The organism is Apilactobacillus apinorum (assembly GCF_001281175.1).
In the GTDB taxonomy this organism is placed as follows: domain Bacteria; phylum Bacillota; class Bacilli; order Lactobacillales; family Lactobacillaceae; genus Apilactobacillus; species Apilactobacillus apinorum.
This window is the reverse complement of record NZ_KQ440396.1, coordinates 24,032-40,887: the sequence shown is the minus strand read 5'-3', so window position 1 is coordinate 40,887 and position 16,856 is coordinate 24,032. Positions and strand designations below refer to the sequence as shown.

Here is a 16,856-nt window from a genome sequence, read left to right as displayed (position 1 = left end):
AATAAATCTATCATAGCAGATTTATCAAAAGATGTTCTCTTTTTTTCTAAATATTTAACTTTTGATAATCACTCTCAGTTAAATAAACATCCCTTGGTTTTGAACCGTGTTGTCCAGATACGTAGTTATGCTGTTCTAGATCATCAATCAAGCTAGCCGCTCGGTTATAACCAATGGAAAATACTCTTTGTAATTTAGAAGTAGAAACAGTTTCCTCACTAGAAATGTATTCCAAAACATCTGGCATCAATTCATCTTGTTGCTCCACTTGATTAACTGATTTTAATAATGATTCCGGTTGGAAAGCATATTTAGGTTGACCTTGTTTTCTAACTTCGTCGGTAATTCGTTCTATTTCATCGTTTGTTACAAAAGTACCTTGTAAACGTGAAGACTGACTAGCTCCATTTCCAAGATATAACATATCACCCTTACCTAATAGTCTTTCAGCTCCTGCTGTATCGATGATGGTTCTTGAATCAACTTGACTTGAAACCATAAAGGCAACACGAGTAGGAATATTATTTTTAATTGTACCTGTAATAATATCAACACTAGGTCTTTGGGTTGCGACGATTAAATGAATACCAGCTGCTCGTGCCTTTTGAGTAATTCTAACAATGTAGTCTTGTACCTCACTTGATGCGACCATCATTAAATCAGCCAACTCATCAATTACAATTAAGATATAAGGCATCTTTTTAGTGTACTCACCGGACTTTTCAGCTATTTCATTGAATTGCTCAATGTTTCTAGCCCCAGCAGCAGCCAATTTTTCATAACGTTCATCCATCTCTTTAACAGACCATTTTAAAGCTGCAGAAGCTTGTTTTGGATCTGATATAACTGGAGATAATAGATGAGGCAACTTATCATATGGAGCCATTTCTACTGCTTTTGGATCAATCAAAATCATTTTTAACTGTGCAGGAGTAGCCTTATATAGCAATGAAATCAATAAACTATTTAAGAACACACTCTTACCTGAACCTGTAGCCCCAGCAATCAATCCATGTGGCATCTTACTTAAATCGGCCATTTGTGGTTTACCCGTTAAGTCAACACCTAACGCAACTGTTAGTGGCTTGTCGGTATTCATGAATTGTGGTGTATTGATTACCTCAGATAATTTCACTGGTCTTGGCTTAGGATTTGGAATTTCGATACCAACCGTAGTTTTTCCAGGAATTGGTGCTTCAATTCTAATATCTTTTGCTGCCAACGCTAGCTTCAAATCATCTGTTAAATTAGTAATCTTACTTACTTTAACCCCTAATTGTAGTTTGATTTGGAACTGCGTAACAGTTGGTCCATTAGTCCAATCAACAACACTAGCGTCAACATTAAACGCTTGCAGCGTTTCATCTAAGATTTCAGCTTGTGATGTAATCCAATCATCCATGCTATCATCTTCAAAAGTGTCAGCGGGTGATAATAAGCTCATTGATGGGAAACGATATCCCCTATCATCATAGTCAGCGGATACACTTTCTTCATGGCTGTATTCAGCTTCTTCTTCAACTTTATCTGGTTGATCATTGAAGATAGATAAATCTTTTTGAACATTATGTTCTTGATTTAAGATTGATGATAAAGAATTACCTAGTCCATGTTGTTCAATTGGTTTACGTGCTGCAACAGACTGACTTAGACTATCATCGCTTTGACTATCAGCTTGTTGATTATCATATAAATCATCAGCTTCTTCGTCATCATTCATAGATGCGAAGCTATCGCCTTCATCATCATTGTTCAAATCATCTTTGATATCATCATCATTTTCTTCAATGTTATCGTTATTGTTTTGAACTATGTCGTTATTAAAGTCTTCATCTGATTCATCTTGATGAGTGCTTCTATTAATAAATTCATCAAAAGAAGAGTTGGCTTTGCTTTCGAAATTAGTATTATCTGATTCATCAATATCTGATGCGACATTAATTTCTGCATCTTTCTTTGCCATGCTTTCAATGTATGGAGTTGCATAAGAATCTGCTTTTATGTCATTAAATTGGCTAATTTCATTTACTTCTTCTTCAACTGCGTACTTATCTTCTTGTAAATCAACCTCAACTGGAATGGTTGGATTGGATAAATTAATTGCATCAGTTGAATCATCAGTAATCAACATTAAAGATTCATTATCCCTAGTTAATTGCTCTTTTAGTTTTTGGTACTTACTTGAACTTGATTTTTCATAAAATTGTACTTTTGTTGCTGATGAACTATTATGCGTAGGAGTAAATGCAGCTGCTCTTTTAGCAATTGGATTTTCTGTTCTGGTCAATATTTCATCATCAACGCTATGTTTAGATTCTTTGGGTGTATCTATAGTTTGATGGGATGAACTTTGTTCAGACTTATTAGCATGTGTTGGTTCTATCGCATTATGTTTTATATTATATTTTCTGTAAAAAGCCGGTCCATCATAGTGTTCCATTCAAACGTCATCCTTAATTTTGTAATTTATGTATAACAAGAGAGATTATCTCTTATTTTGTAAATAAAGTTTCTGATTTAGCAAAATCAAAAGCTTCTCCTACTTCTTGGTAATCATTAGGTAAGATAAGTGCTCCTGGACGGTTTGGGGCGTTCTTGATTAATAATTCACGTCCTGAACAAATCATACCGATACTTTCTTCACCCTTTAATTCTCCAGGCCAAATAATAAGACCATCTGGCATCATTGCACCAACTTTAGCAACAACAACCTTAATGTTTTCTTGCATATTTGGTGATCCACTAACAATTTGCAAAGTTTTGCCATTGTCAATTTCAGTTTCTGTAATTTTCAAATGATCAGACTTGGGATGTTCTTTAACAGATTTTACATACCCAACAACAAATTTAGGATCTTCATCTAATTCCAATGTATCTGAAAGACCATTGTTTTTTAATACTTCATTTAATGAATTTAAATCATCTTGAGTTAATTCAACTTTACCATCAACATCTTTTAGTCTTGGTAATGTTTCTGAAGCAGATAAAAAGTTAAAACCAGTAACACGGTCAGAGTTTTCGTCAGAAATTCTAACCACGCTATCTTTATATTCAACTTTTTGTTCTTTGGCATCTTCACCTAAAATAACGACCAAGATGTCACCTGTTTGTTTAGGATTGTAACTTGCAATTAACATTAAATCTTACCTTCCAAATTATTTTTATAGAGAATCGATAAATTCTTCAACTTGTTTCTTAGTCTTTCTATCCTTGTTTACAAAACGACCAATTTCTTCACCGTTTTCAAAAGCAACAAAGCTAGGAATTCCAAAAATAGCCATATCTGCAGCTAAGTCGATATTTTCATCACGATCTACAGTAATGAAAGTGTAATCTGGGTATTCAGCTTCGATTTCTGGCATTGCAGGCTTAATGAATGCACAATCTGGGCACCAGCCAGCAGTGAAGAATAACATGTATTTTCCCTCACTTAATTTTGTTTTTAGTTCTTCTAAGTTCATAGTTGGTAATTGTTCCATAATTATCTCTCCTATTGTCATTTTCCTTTATTATAACGTATTTAGACAAAATTATAATGCAGTTTGATTATAAATTTTAGTGTTATATAATATACATTAAGAAAAAGGAAGTGGTATATATTAGAGCGCATAACGCAATTGTGTCTAGTTTAACTATTGGGATTGTTGGTGCAAGTATTTACGTTGCAAAAAAATTAAAAGAAGAACAGCACCTCAAAAAAATTAATTTACAAGTAAAGCATGCGAAGGATACATTAGCATCCAACAACGTATGTGGAAGCTGGATTATGAAAAAGAATAATGAAAACGATTATATCGGAGCGATTAACGTTTTAGATAATAACAACAACATAAAAGATCACTATTTTGAAATCAGTTCAAACTATAAGTTTAAATGGGTTTCAGAACTTCAAGAAGACTATTAATCTAGTCTTCTTTTTTATTAAAGTAAGCAACAATCTTGTAAATAGGTCCCTTGCTACTAAACTTGTGTTCATATTCAGTTTCAACGTTATCTTCCATGTAATCACTATTGTGTAAATCTAGAGATAACATATCAAAATACATACCGTAATTGTTAAATGTAACTACTGAATATTCGAATAATCCACGGTTGTCGGTCTTAAATACAACTGGAGCATCTTCTTTTAGGATAGTCTTATAACTATCTAAAAATGTTGGAGAAGTAAGTCTTCTCTTGGCATGTCTAGATTTAGGCCATGGATCAGAGAAGTTTAGATAAACAGTATCAATTTCATGTTTACCAAAAAATGTATCTACCCCTGCTCCATCAGTATGAACTAGTTGCAAGTTTGGTAAGTCTGCTTCAACTACTTTCTTAAGAGCAATCGCGATAACAGTTTTTTGAATTTCAATTCCTAAGAAGTTAACTTCTGGATGTCTTTTGGCCATTTCAACAATAAATTGACCTTTTCCAGTACCAATTTCAATATGAATTGGTTGTTCTTTTTCAAAACGTTGTGACCATTTACCAATCCAATTTTCTGGTTCAGTAACGATATACTTTTCATTTTCTTTGATAAAATCATCAGCCCAAGGTTTGTTTCTAACTCTCATGATTTATCCTCCTCATAAAAAATAGCCAAAACAAAGTTTTGACTAATTATTTTTTGCCAATTGTTCATAATTACTAAAGCTTATTTTACTGGGTTTTCAATGCTTTCGTCAAGCGTATTAGTAATTTGATTGGGCTTTTTTTATTTTATTTGGTACATATATTTTAATTAACACAAAATATTCAATTAATAATAAAACTAACAGCTCAATTGAATCAATAATGTTAGTTGATATTATCGATGCGATAAAGAAAATTATAACTATAATAATCATAATTTTAGCAATCACATTGATGAAAGATTTAATTCTTTGTTCACCATCAATTGGGTATATTGCGATAAACACGTTGTCGTTAAAGTTATTAAAATATGGAATTAATTGAAATACTATTAGGTAAACAAATAGTAATGAAACAATGATTCCGACTACTTGATTATCAATTAAAGCGATTAGCACTCCGCCTAAAATTGTTAATCTAAAGACTAATCCACTGATCTCTTTATCACGAATTAATCCTCTGGAGTACAGAAGACTATATACATCTTTGTTAAACCACTTAAAAATACCATCAAGTGCTTTTCTTCTCTTAACGATTCCTTGCATATTATCGACATCAGTAAACATATTAAAGAATCGATTCAAACTGTTTTCATGACTTTCTTCATTTGCGATTACGGTTTTCCAATTAATACTTTGTTCTTTTAATTTTCTTAAATTCAACTGACTAAGAACATACATAATTACCGCTATTATTAAACCAACAAATGTGTTTAAGTACATAAAGATCATCAAAGTTATCAATGGAACAATCACTTGATATAGAGTTTTATAATTCTTTTTGGATGAATGATAGTTATTAAGAAATTGATTATTTAATACATATATTTTAAGAAAAATCAGTGTTATTAAAAGCACAATAACATCCAATAAACTAGTTGTATTAGCGCTCTTTTCAAAGAATGGGATTGTTATAAACCAAATCATTACTTGTACTAGTACAGCAATAATTGAACTATAAATTAACCCTTTCTTGAAGAAATTGTAAAATGCTTTTTCTTTAGGCATCCAAAAAATGTAGTCAGCTTGTTTAGCAAAGGTAGTTACTTTTATCAAAGTTATTGAGAACAAGAATACAACTATCAAAATTGGCTTTTCCCACCATAATTGTGGCGTAAGTCCTTTAATAAATTGTGAATATTGATAGCCTAATCCACCAATGATAAACATTAATGCAATTACAAAAAAATCATTGAATACATATTTTAAATATTTACTCATTTGCGTGAAATGGGACTGCAAACGTTGACTAAATAGATTATTCATGACTACTTTCTTCCTCAGCTAATTCAAGATAAATATCGTTCAATGAGCTGTCATCCATACCAAATTCTTTTTGTAATTTTTCAATATTTCCTTGTGTTCTAACTTCCCCATTATGAATTAGAACAAATTCATCACAAAATCTTTCGGCTGTATCTAATACATGAGTAGACATTAAGATACTGCTTCCTTTTTTCTTTTGTTCTTCAATTAAATTCAATAAATCATTTACAGCAACTGGATCTAATCCTAAAAATGGTTCATCAATCACAAATAATTTAGCATTTGTAATAAATGCACATAAAATCATCACTTTTTGACGCATCCCTTTAGAAAAGTTTGTTGGAAACCAGTCCAGCTTTTTATCTAATCTAAACATTTTCAATAATCGATTAGCATTATTCCAAGCTTCTTTTTCGTCCAAATCATAAGCTGAAATTGTTGTTTCAATATGTTCCTTAAGCGTCAATTCTTTGTATAAAATTGGGACTTCAGGGATGTATGCAATTTGTTTTTTATATTCGTTGACGTCATCATCAATTGATATACCATTAATTTTAATTTCACCAGAAAATGGTTTTAGTAATCCGATAATGTGGTTGATTGTAGTTGATTTACCGGCTCCATTTAGTCCGATTAATCCGACTAACTCACCATTATTAATCTTAAAGTTAACTTCTTTTAAGACAGGGATTCTTGAATATCCCCCTACTAAATCTTTAACTTCTAAAGTCACGGATAACACCTCTCTATTTTTTCTTAAATCACATTATATCATAAGTCTTTTAAGATAAATTTATGTTACTATGTATATAATTACAGCAATATCAAAGAAAGGAAGAATAATATGAATGATTGTGTATTCTGTAAAATAATTGATGGGCAAATTCCTAGCTATACTATTTATGAAGATGAATATGTAAAAGCATTTTTGGATATTTCCCAGGCTACACCTGGTCACACTTTGGTTATTCCTAAGAAACACGTTGCTAACATTTATGAATACGATGAAGAACTTGCTGAAAAAGTATTTTCACGAATTCCAAAGATTGCAAGAGCAATTCAACAATCTGCTCCTGATATCTTGGGGATGAACATCGTTAATAATAATGGCGAATTAGCATACCAATCTGTTTTCCATTCTCATTTCCACCTTATTCCAAGATATAGCAATAAAGATGGTTTCTCAATGACTTTTCAAGACAACTCAGAAAAGTACAATCAAGAAGCTTTTGAGCAAATTAAAAACAAGATTATTAACTCATTGGAGGCATAATCATGATTAAAACTGCTTTAAAATTAGTTGGTTTATCTGCTGCTGGATTAGCAGCATACCTTTATCTATCTGATAGAAGGCCCAGTGAATTTGCCAAAGCCACTTATGATTCAACCAAAGATAAGCTTCAAGCTTTTTCAAACGTTTTAGATCATAAGAATGATTTTTCAGTAAAATTGACTCAAATGCAAGATGAGTTAAGTAAATCTAAACCCACTCTTGATGCAATGAGTCATGATATTTCTGAATATCAATTTAAAATCAAACCTCATTTAGATTTGATTAATCAAAGAATTAATAACATGACTAAATAAAATTTTAAAATTTCTTAAGAAATTTTGTGATAGAATTTAAATTGTGTTAACTTAATAACCGTCGAACCTTGATGGTTTAATAAAAAAGAAATGGATGTGTATTATTTTATGAACAAGAAAGTTCTAGTTGGTCTTGCAGGTGCATTATTAAGTGTTTCACTTGTTGCCTGTGGAGATAAAACTGTTGCCGTTACAAACGGTGGTAAAATCACAGAAAGTCAATACTACAGTAGTATGAAGAACACTTCAAACGGTAAGCAAGTCCTTCAACAAATGATTCTGGACAAAGTATTGAACAAAGAATATGGAGATAAAGTGTCTCAATCAGAAGTTAATGCTCAATACAACCAATACAAAGCTCAATATGGTTCAGAATTTGAAACTTTACTTGAACAACAAGGTTTAACTACTTCAAGTTTCAAGAACCAACTAAAATCTAACTTACTTCTAAAAGCTGCTGTTAAAGCAAACATTAGCTACTCTACTGCTGCTCTAAAGAAGCAATTCAAATCATACCAACCTAAAGTTACTGTTAACGAAATTCTAGTTTCTGACAAGAAGACTGCTGAAAAAGTTATTTCAGAACTTAAAGATGGTAAGAAGTTCTCAGATTTAGCTAAGAAATACTCAACTGATACTTCAAACAAGAACAAAGGTGGCCGTGTAGCTGCATTTGATAACACTGATACAAGCATTGATTCAGCATTTAGAAAAGCTGCTTACAAGTTATCAAACGGTGAATACACTAAGACCCCTGTTAAGACTCAATACGGATACCAAGTTATTCAAATGGTTAACCACCCTAAGAAAGGTTCATACACTGACCACATCAATGACTTAAAGGATCAAATTGCTACTTCTAAGTTGAACGACAGCACTACTCTAAAGAACGTTGTATCAAAAGTTCTTAAGAATGGTGGAGTTGAAATTAAAGATAAAGACCTACAAAACATCTTATCTTCATACTTAACTGACAGTTCATCATCAAGCAAAAAATAATTAATAATAAAAGACGTGGATATTTTATTCCACGCCTTTTTTATTGCAATCAAAAAGGACCTCAATAATTGAGGTCCTTTAATTTTAGCGATTGTTTAAATTTAGAATATATTCTTCATCTACGTATTCTTGAATTCTATTATCACACGTTACATAAATCACTTGAATACTATCACTAATATTCTTTAGCAGATTAATAGCATTTTGAGTTCGTTCAAAGTCGAACTCAGTTAAACCATCATCAATAATCATCGGAATATGATAGTCTCTTCCAAAAACAACAGATAAAGCTAAAATCATTGATAAGTAAAGCTGTTCAACTGTTCCACGAGAAAGCTCACCAGCAGCAAATTGCTCTTTATCATTTCTAGTTACCTTTATGTTCTTTTTCAAGTACTTAATTCCAACATATTTATTATCAGTTAAAAGCGTAAAGAATTCCGCTGCTTTCTTTTCAAAGGATGGAATTCTATCAGCAGTAGCAATATTTAACGATTCATCAATCCATTCATCTGCTAACTTCATTGATAACCATTCATCAGTTAGATCATTAATTTCAGATTCTAAATTACTTTGTTGTTGGATTAACTCACTGTATGTCCCGTCTGATATATACTTCTTAATATTAAAGTTAACAGTTTCAAATGATTGTGATTGAGATAAAATTTCGTTTTTCAAAACATCACTGTTATTTTTAAATTTATCAATCTTATCATCAAGCTCAGAATTATCTTTGTATTGTTTTAATAATGCTATATCAGCATCTGTAATTTGATCTTTAATACTATCTCTTTGTTCTTTATTCAGTTTAAGTTGTTTTTGCTTCTCAGCAGCTTCCTTAAACGAATCAAGATTGTCTACATTACGAGAGCGAAGAAATTCATTTATTGAATTCTTGATACTAGTTTGTTTATCAACTAATTGAGATTTTTGCGTTAATTGTTCATTCATTTGTTCATTATTACGAATATTAACACTATTTTCCTCGTTCATTTTACTTACAAACGTTCTAACTTTATCTAGTTGAAAAGTAAATTGATCTTCGGCATTTAAATCAGTCAAATATTCTTTCCAATGTTTAAAGTAATCCGATAAATCTTTAGATATATTCTCGTAATCATTTTCATATTGAATTACTTGATTATTATTCGGATGATTAATGAAGTATCTTTGCTCATTTATCCATCCCTGTAAATCATTCAATGTAATTCCATTTCTGGTTGCATAATCACTAAGTTGCGATTCTAAAACACTTAAATCATTGTTATTTTTAGATTTGCTCTTCATGAACCCTGCCAATCCTAAAATAACTACTAGCAGTCCACCAATCAATCTTGAGAAAGTCATTGGTATTATCAAGGCGATAACAGCTAATACCCCTACTAAGATCCATGGTAAGAATGTCATCAAACTAGAATTATCTTTTTTGCTATTTGAACCATTAAACTCATCTAACTGATTTTGAACCCTGCTTAATTCATCTTCACTAACAACGCTTTTTTGTTCATTTTGATGATTAATTTCATCAATCATTGATTTTTTAATTTTTAAGTCATTAATCATTTCGTTTACTTTAGAAAATGACTGACTCAATTGATCAATTTGGTTACGGTTACAATTGTATATCTCAAGTTCACTATTATTTTCTTTTTTTACAGTCAACCTTTTAATTGATTCGTCAATGTTTTTTATTTGTTCTGAGGATAAAAATAATGCGTTTTCTAGCTCTTTTAACTTAGATACATCTTCTTCATCAAATCCATTCCTAATTGGTTCATTAGAGGTGTTTATTTGAGATAATTTAGAATATACAGGCCATACTTGTCTTAAATGCATTAAGTTATTTAACTCTTTATCGGTCTTTTGTAGTTCTGCTTTTTGTTGATCAATTTTATTACTGATTAGATTTTTTTCTTCAATTAATTGATTGTACTTGTCTAGGTTACCTTTACTTAATTGCACTTTCTCAACTAAAGCATCATACTCTTTTAGTTTTTGGTTTAGTTCAGGCTTTCTACCCGTTGGAGCGTACAATTCTTTAGATGTCTTCTCAATTTTATCTCTAAGCTCCAGCCATTGATCACTACCAACAAATCCAACTCTTTGGATTCTATTTACTAATTCGTCCTTACTTAATTTGGAAATTGACTTAATATCTAAATCACCAAAGTAAAATAATTGTTCAAATGTACTACGATCAATTGGTCCTAAAAGCTTATCTAATATATCAGGAGCTGTTTCAATATCATTATCAACATCATATATTGAAACATCCCCACCATTTTTCCCGTCTAATCGGGTAATAATAAAATGACGATTATCTTCAGTGGTGATTGTTAATTTACCACCATATGCTTTTGTTTCTCGTGGTTTATATTGTTCGTAAGAACCAGTTCTCCCGTCTACAAAACCAAACAATATTCCTTCAATTAAACTTAATAAGGTTGTTTTTCCCGCTTCATTGTTCCCAAATATAACTTGTAGATTAGACTGATTAAAATCAAAAGAAATATCATGCCATTTCCCGTATCCTAGGACATCAACTTTATTAATCTTCATTAATATCTTCCCTTCCGCTTATCAGTTTCATCTTAGCTAAAGATTTTAAATCATCGCTACTTTCATCAATATGATCTGCAATAAAGTCATATTTTCTCAAAGTTTTAGCTATATCATTAATTTTATCTTCTAAGAACACATTATCTTCAGCTTCATCCCATATTTCTTGATCAATTGAAGACAATTTAACTCCACTATTTAATTTAAACTTAACCTCATAAATCCATGCATTCAATTGTCTATATTCATTTCGTAATGCATTATTTAAACGATATACAAAGTCTTGTTGCTTACTATCAGATAGCGCTTCATTCAAAGATAATTCAAGATTAATAAGTTGCATTTTAGTAAAGTTTTGTTGTTTTAGTTCGTCCAAAACTTGGTTTAATGTTGATTCAACATCGCTAAAAGTAATGTTCATCTTTAAATCACTCCAGTCAATAACTGAAGTTGGTCTAAATTCAACGTCTAACTTATTTAGATTATCTGTTACTAATAGATACCCTTTATCCCCTAGTTCATTTTTATGTCTTCCTTGTATATTACCTGAGTATAGGATTGGTGGATTTTGATTAAGCTCTTGTCTTTTATGAATATGACCTAATGCCCAATAGTCATAATTTTTAGATGTCAGGTCATTAACACTAAATGGCGCATAATGATCACCAGTCTGTTCTAATCCACCATGTAACATCCCTATATGAATATCAACATTACCTTTAACTGGATATTCATCTATTTTTTTATCATTTATCCATTTACTGGCATAGCTAAAGCCTGTAATCGCTATTTTTTTGCCATTAACAGTCAAAGTTTTGGTTTCAACATCATTAGAAAAAACATGAACATTTTTAGGAAAACCAATCACATCTTTATTTAAGTCAAAATAGTCATGGTTACCAAAAATCATGTACACATCAATATTATTTTCGTTAAGCTTTTCCATTTCTCTTTGGAAAAAATCGTATGTTTTTGGGGTTTGATTATCACGATCAAATAAATCTCCCGCTAATAAAATAAAGTCAACTTGTTCATTAATAGCGTCATTTACAATCGTTTGAAATGATATAAAAGTTGAATTATATATTTCATCCCAAAGTTCTTTGGGTGTTTCATCGTTTTTCAATCCTAGAAAAGGACTCTCTAAATGTAAATCTGCAGCATGAATAAATTTCACTAATAACTACCCCTTTTTGTAAAAAACGTCGTATCACATACAACTATGATACGACGTTTTATATTAATTGGTCAATTTACTTACCAACATATTTTTTAGCTTGATTCCACCAATTATTCGCATTCTTCTTTAAGTTATCAATACCTTTACCTAGGTCTTTTGATACCTCATTAGCACCATTTTTTACATCATTCCAAAAATCAGAAGCGCTTGAACTAGAAGATCCTTGTCCTTGATGTGAATCCAAATAAGAAGCATCTTTAACTGAAAAACTATTATTACCTGTAGTTGGTAATATTTGTTGCATTTCGGCCTTAAATAAAGGACCAACACCGGTTCCACTTAAGTTCTCTAAATGGTGACCTGCATTAGTATTATCAAATCCTTCCCATGTTGCAACAACTACTTTAGGAGTATATCCGATAATCCATTTATCTCTAGTTGCATCGGAATCACCTGTATTATCGGCTTCGGTACTTCCTGTCTTTCCGGCAACTTGATATCCACTAGGCTTAGCAGATACCCCAGTACCATTATCAAAGACACCTAGCATCATACTAGTCATCTCATCGGCAACTTTCTTAGACATCACATTCTTAGAAGTTGTGGTGTCGTTATCAACAATCACTTTTCCTGAAGAATCGACGATTTTTCTAATATAATGCGGAGTTGTCATGTTTCCTTCATTAGCAAACGCGGTGTATGCTCCAGCCATTTGTTGAGGAGATACCCCACTAGATAAACCACCTAAAGCCAATGCAAGGTTCTTATCTTTCTTTTGAACAGGTAATCCGAATGACTTAACTGATTGATATCCTTTATCAACACCAATCTTATGCAATAGCCAAACAGCAGGTGCATTCATACTTTGTGCTAATGCTGTATACATTGGAACGGTTCCTGTATATACATTGTTATAATTTTGCGGTGTGTATTTGTTTGATCCATAAGATATCTTTTTATTTTGTAAGATATCATTATAACTATATCCATTTTCCAAAGCAGGCACATAAACTGCTAACGGTTTAATTGTAGAACCTGGTTGACGCTTGATTTGAGTAGCGCGATTATATCCTCTAAATACGTGTTGACCACGTCCACCAACAACGGCTGTTACTCCACCAGTTGTAGGATCTAGCGCAATAGATGCAGCTTGCACCTTTGTTCCATCAGCTGCATTGCTAGGAAACATGCTATCATTTTTGAAGTCATCTTGAAGACTATTTTGTTGGCTTTGATTTAATGTTGTATAAATCTTATAGCCACGGTTCATAATATCTGATTCAGATAGTCCGTATTTGTTAATAGCCTCGTCAATTACTGCATCAAAATAATATGGATACTTGTACCCATCTTTATATTGATAAGTGTTTTTTACAACGATTGGTGTCTTTTTCAATCTATTGGCTTCAGATTGACTTAACTTATTATTTTCAACCATTAGTTGTAGCACAACGTTTCTACGTTTTAATGCAAGCTTAGGATGGTCAACTGGATTATAAGCACTTGGATTAGTTAGCATTCCAGCGATTACTGCGGCATCTTGCACTGGTAAATCTTTAGCGTTCATACCGAAATATCTTCTAGACGCATCTTCAACACCGTAAACACCGTTTCCAAAATAAGAGTTATTCATGTACATAGTTAAAATTTGTTGTTTAGTATATACATTTTCAACCTGAATTGATAAAAATAGCTCTTTTAGCTTTCGACTAAAGGTTTGTTGTTGAGTTAAATATGCATTTTTAACTAGTTGTTGGGTTAAGGTACTTCCACCACCACTAATATATTCTCGATGCAAAATTTTATTTTTGATCATTAATAAAATCGCTCTACCGAATCCCTTCACAGAGAATCCGTGTTCATTATAGAAGTTACGATCTTCAGTAGATAAAATTGCATTAGGAATATTAGTTGATATATCTTTATACCCAACATAAGTTCCTTTTTGGGAATAAATTTTACCAGCTTTTTGATTTTTAGAATCATATATAACTGTTGATTGTTCCAATGATGATTGTAGATTTTGGACATGTGTTGTTTTAGCAATAAATGTACAGTACGCACTGATAACAAAAATAAGCGTTAATACAGCGACAATTATCCATCTAGTCAATTGGTAACGGTGCCATAAAAGTTTTAGGGCACTTTTATTTCTGTCAATTTTCATCTAGTTTTATTACTCCTTCACCGATGATGATATTACTACTATTTTAACCCAAAATCAGTTTAAAAGCTTAAATAAAAAACAGATTTAACTAAATGTTAAATCTGTTTGTTTATTACATTTCGTCTGGTGCTTTAACACCAAGTAATCTTAATGATTCTTTTAGAACAATTGAAACTGACTTAACCAATGCAAGTCTTGCATCACGTTCTTCATCATCTTGTAAAATCTTAGTATGAGCATAGTACTTATTAAAGGCTTTAGCCAATCTTAATGAGTATTTTGCAATTACTGAAGGTTCAAATTCATCACAAGCCATCTTAACTCTTGCTGGGAAATCATTTAGTAACTTGATTACATTCCATGATTCAGCATCGTTTAATGTCTTGTCAGCATTTTCTAAATCAACATCTCCGGCTTTACGTAAAATACTTTCAGCACGAGCTCTAGCATATTGAACGTAAGGTCCTGTTTCACCTTCAAATCTTAATTGATCCTCTAGGTTGAAATCGATATTGTTAATCTTTTCGTTCTTCAAATCACCGAAAACAATTGCTCCAACCCCAACTTCTTTAGCAACTTCATCCTTGTTTGGTAAATCAGGATTCTTTTCTGCAATTTGCTTCTTAGCGATATCAATTGATTCATTTAAAACTTCATCAAGTAAGATAATTCTTCCTGAACGAGTTGATAACTTCTTACCATCAACAGTGATTAAACCGAATGGAATATGGTGTAAATTCTTAGCAGAAGGAATACCCATTTCCATTAATACAGCCTTAAGTTGTTTGAAGTAATAAGTTTGTTCAGAACCAACAACATATAAGTTCATTGCAGGATGGTATGTTTGATCACGGTAAATTGCAGTCGCAATATCTCTAGTAATGTATAGTGATGCACCATCACTCTTAAGAATTAAGGCAGGGTTTAAATCGTATTTTTCAAGATCAACAATAGTTGCTCCTTGTGACTTACTTAATAATCCCTTTTCTTGTAGAGAATCAACAACATCTTGAAGTTTATCATTGTAGAAAGCTTCACCATTGTAAGTATCAAAAGTAATACCTAGTTTGTCGTAAATTTCACCAAACGCTTCAAGTGAAACTTCTCTAAACCATTTCCATAAAGCAGTGGCTTGTTCATCACCATTTTCAAGTTTTCTAAACCAATCTCTGGCAACGTCATCTAATTCAGGTTGTTCTTTATCAATCTTATGGAACTTAACGTAGTACTTAACTAGATTATTGATTGGGTCTTTCTTAACATCTTCTTCATTTCCCCACATTAGGTAAGCAGTAATTAACTTACCAAATTGAGTACCCCAGTCACCTAAATGGTTATCCTTAATTGGATTGTAACCATTTTTACGTAAAATTTCAGCAACTGAATTACCAATAACTGTAGATCTTAAATGACCCATAGAAATTGGTTTAGCGATATTTGGTGAAGACATATCGATGGTAACATTTCCACCTTTACCGTCTTCATTTTGTCCATAATTTTCTTTTTGTTCTAGAACAGCTGATAAAACATCTGAACTGAAATTAGACTTGTTTAAGAAGAAGTTAACATATGGACCTGCAGCTTCAACATGATCGAATTCATCTTGATTAATTTTTTCAACAATATCACTAGCAATTTGTTGAGGAGCTTTTCTAAATTGTTTAGCTAAAATAAAAGTAGGAAATGCTAAATCTCCCATTTTTGAATCCTTTGGTCTTTCAATTTTAGGTAGAATATCTTCTACTGAAAGTTCATTATCCAGTGCATTGCTTAACGCACTAGCAACTAAATCTTTGTTATCCATTATCCAAAACCTCCAAAATATAAAAAAATCCCTTACAATCCAATTAATTGTAAGAGACGGAATAACCCGCGGTACCACTCTATTTGATATAAAATATCCGCTTTAGTATTTAATTCTTATTAATTCTAAAAAGTGCGATTCAAAATACCCTAGTCATTGGCTTACACCGCCCCAATGTCGCTTAAAATGGAATATTTTTACTAGTCTTTTATCATTGAATTGTATCTGTTAGTAAGCGGGTAACGGGAATCGGACCCGCGACTTAAGCTTGGGAAGCTCATATTTTACCACTAAACTATACCCGCAGATACAAACAATATTATATCACACGATTTAAGTTTTGGTAATAAATGTTAAGCCGTTTTTTTCTTAGCTGGCTTAGCAGCTTTCTTGCTAACAATTGCACGCTTATTATATTCATTAACAACAATGCCGTCTTCTTCATGGTGTTCATCGATAAATACCATTACAGAGTTTTCATAAACCTTTTCTACGGTTCCAGCAAAGTCATGTTTTAAATAACCAAATCTAGGTGCAGAAACGTGGTCGCCAACTTCAAATTCTTTTGGTTCAGCCATCCTTTTGCCTCCTTAATAAAAAATAACGCGATATTGATAATATCAAATGGTGTTATTAATATCAAGATATTTTTTATATTTATCATTCATTATTAATTATTCT

At 31.8% G+C, this 16,856-nt stretch carries 15 protein-coding genes and 1 tRNA gene; 4 read left to right on the top strand and 12 right to left on the bottom strand.

Features of this window, described 5'->3' with window-relative positions; translation table 11 throughout:
* Nucleotides 1–46 precede the first annotated feature (46 nt).
* From RZ74_RS02885 to RZ74_RS02875, 3 genes are read right to left on the bottom strand one after another with little or no spacing between them, the layout of a single operon-like run.
* Nucleotides 47–2,440 (bottom strand): DNA translocase FtsK, encoded by a 2,394-nt coding sequence (locus RZ74_RS02885; RefSeq protein ID WP_053949956.1) that lies wholly within the window; start codon nucleotides 2,438–2,440, stop codon nucleotides 47–49.
* Nucleotides 2,441–2,492: 52 nt separating this feature from the next.
* Nucleotides 2,493–3,137, bottom strand: coding sequence for a YtpR family tRNA-binding protein (ytpR, locus tag RZ74_RS02880; RefSeq protein ID WP_053949955.1), 645 nt, complete (start codon nucleotides 3,135–3,137; stop codon nucleotides 2,493–2,495).
* 24 nt (nucleotides 3,138–3,161) lie between these two features.
* Entirely contained in the window at nucleotides 3,162–3,479 is a 318-nt protein-coding gene (locus RZ74_RS02875; RefSeq protein ID WP_053949954.1) for a thioredoxin family protein, read from the bottom strand.
* A gap of 110 nt (nucleotides 3,480–3,589) precedes the next feature.
* Here RZ74_RS02875 and RZ74_RS02870 point away from each other — a divergent pair, with 110 nt between their 5' ends.
* Nucleotides 3,590–3,904 (top strand): hypothetical protein, encoded by a 315-nt coding sequence (locus RZ74_RS02870; protein WP_148562071.1) that lies wholly within the window; start codon nucleotides 3,590–3,592, stop codon nucleotides 3,902–3,904.
* Nucleotide 3,905: 1 nt separating this feature from the next.
* Here the strand turns inward: RZ74_RS02870 and trmB are convergent, their stop codons facing one another.
* The 3 genes from trmB to RZ74_RS02855 form a co-directional block, all read right to left on the bottom strand.
* Nucleotides 3,906–4,556, bottom strand: a complete 651-nt coding sequence (gene trmB, locus RZ74_RS02865) for a tRNA (guanosine(46)-N7)-methyltransferase TrmB (protein ID WP_053949952.1) — start codon at nucleotides 4,554–4,556, stop codon at nucleotides 3,906–3,908.
* A 117-nt stretch (nucleotides 4,557–4,673) separates the two neighbouring features.
* A complete protein-coding gene (locus RZ74_RS02860; protein WP_053949951.1) occupies nucleotides 4,674–5,879 on the bottom strand; it encodes an ABC transporter permease in 1,206 nt (401 codons plus the stop codon).
* Nucleotides 5,872–6,612 (bottom strand): ABC transporter ATP-binding protein, encoded by a 741-nt coding sequence (locus RZ74_RS02855; RefSeq protein WP_053949950.1) that lies wholly within the window; start codon nucleotides 6,610–6,612, stop codon nucleotides 5,872–5,874. The genes RZ74_RS02860 and RZ74_RS02855 overlap by 8 nt, the downstream gene beginning before the upstream one ends.
* A 111-nt stretch (nucleotides 6,613–6,723) precedes the next feature.
* On the opposite strand from RZ74_RS02855, the gene RZ74_RS02850 reads away from it, so the two are divergent.
* The 3 genes from RZ74_RS02850 to RZ74_RS02840 all read left to right on the top strand — a co-directional run bounded on the left by RZ74_RS02850 (nucleotide 6,724) and on the right by RZ74_RS02840 (nucleotide 8,465).
* Nucleotides 6,724–7,152: an HIT family protein gene (locus RZ74_RS02850; RefSeq protein ID WP_053949949.1), complete on the top strand. Its 429-nt coding sequence runs from the start codon at nucleotides 6,724–6,726 to the stop codon at nucleotides 7,150–7,152.
* A gap of 2 nt (nucleotides 7,153–7,154) precedes the next feature.
* The gene (locus RZ74_RS02845) at nucleotides 7,155–7,466 is read left to right on the top strand and encodes a hypothetical protein (protein ID WP_053949948.1); all 312 of its coding nucleotides are present in this window, start codon (nucleotides 7,155–7,157) and stop codon (nucleotides 7,464–7,466) included.
* A 108-nt stretch (nucleotides 7,467–7,574) separates the two neighbouring features.
* Nucleotides 7,575–8,465 carry a peptidylprolyl isomerase gene (locus tag RZ74_RS02840; protein ID WP_053949947.1) on the top strand — a complete coding sequence of 297 codons (891 nt, stop codon included), beginning with the start codon at nucleotides 7,575–7,577 and terminating at the stop codon, nucleotides 8,463–8,465.
* Nucleotides 8,466–8,549: 84 nt separating this feature from the next.
* Here the strand turns inward: RZ74_RS02840 and RZ74_RS02835 are convergent, their stop codons facing one another.
* The 6 genes from RZ74_RS02835 to RZ74_RS02810 all read right to left on the bottom strand — a co-directional run bounded on the left by RZ74_RS02835 (nucleotide 8,550) and on the right by RZ74_RS02810 (nucleotide 16,753).
* Nucleotides 8,550–11,024 (bottom strand): ATP-binding protein, encoded by a 2,475-nt coding sequence (locus tag RZ74_RS02835; RefSeq protein WP_053949946.1) that lies wholly within the window; start codon nucleotides 11,022–11,024, stop codon nucleotides 8,550–8,552.
* Complete coding sequence (locus tag RZ74_RS02830; RefSeq protein ID WP_053949945.1) at nucleotides 11,014–12,201, bottom strand: metallophosphoesterase family protein; 1,188 nt, start codon at nucleotides 12,199–12,201, stop codon at nucleotides 11,014–11,016. Before RZ74_RS02830 ends, RZ74_RS02835 begins: the two co-directional genes overlap by 11 nt.
* Before the next feature lie 76 nt (nucleotides 12,202–12,277).
* Nucleotides 12,278–14,371 carry a transglycosylase domain-containing protein gene (locus RZ74_RS02825; protein ID WP_083437150.1) on the bottom strand — a complete coding sequence of 698 codons (2,094 nt, stop codon included), beginning with the start codon at nucleotides 14,369–14,371 and terminating at the stop codon, nucleotides 12,278–12,280.
* A 112-nt stretch (nucleotides 14,372–14,483) separates the two neighbouring features.
* The gene (gene argS, locus RZ74_RS02820; RefSeq protein WP_053949944.1) at nucleotides 14,484–16,175 is read right to left on the bottom strand and encodes an arginine--tRNA ligase; all 1,692 of its coding nucleotides are present in this window, start codon (nucleotides 16,173–16,175) and stop codon (nucleotides 14,484–14,486) included.
* Nucleotides 16,176–16,409: 234 nt separating this feature from the next.
* Nucleotides 16,410–16,480 (bottom strand) — tRNA-Gly (locus RZ74_RS02815).
* Nucleotides 16,481–16,528: 48 nt separating this feature from the next.
* On the bottom strand, nucleotides 16,529–16,753 hold the full coding sequence (locus tag RZ74_RS02810) for a hypothetical protein (protein ID WP_053949943.1): 225 nt from the start codon (nucleotides 16,751–16,753) through the stop codon (nucleotides 16,529–16,531).
* Between the last annotated feature and the right edge of the window lie 103 nt (nucleotides 16,754–16,856).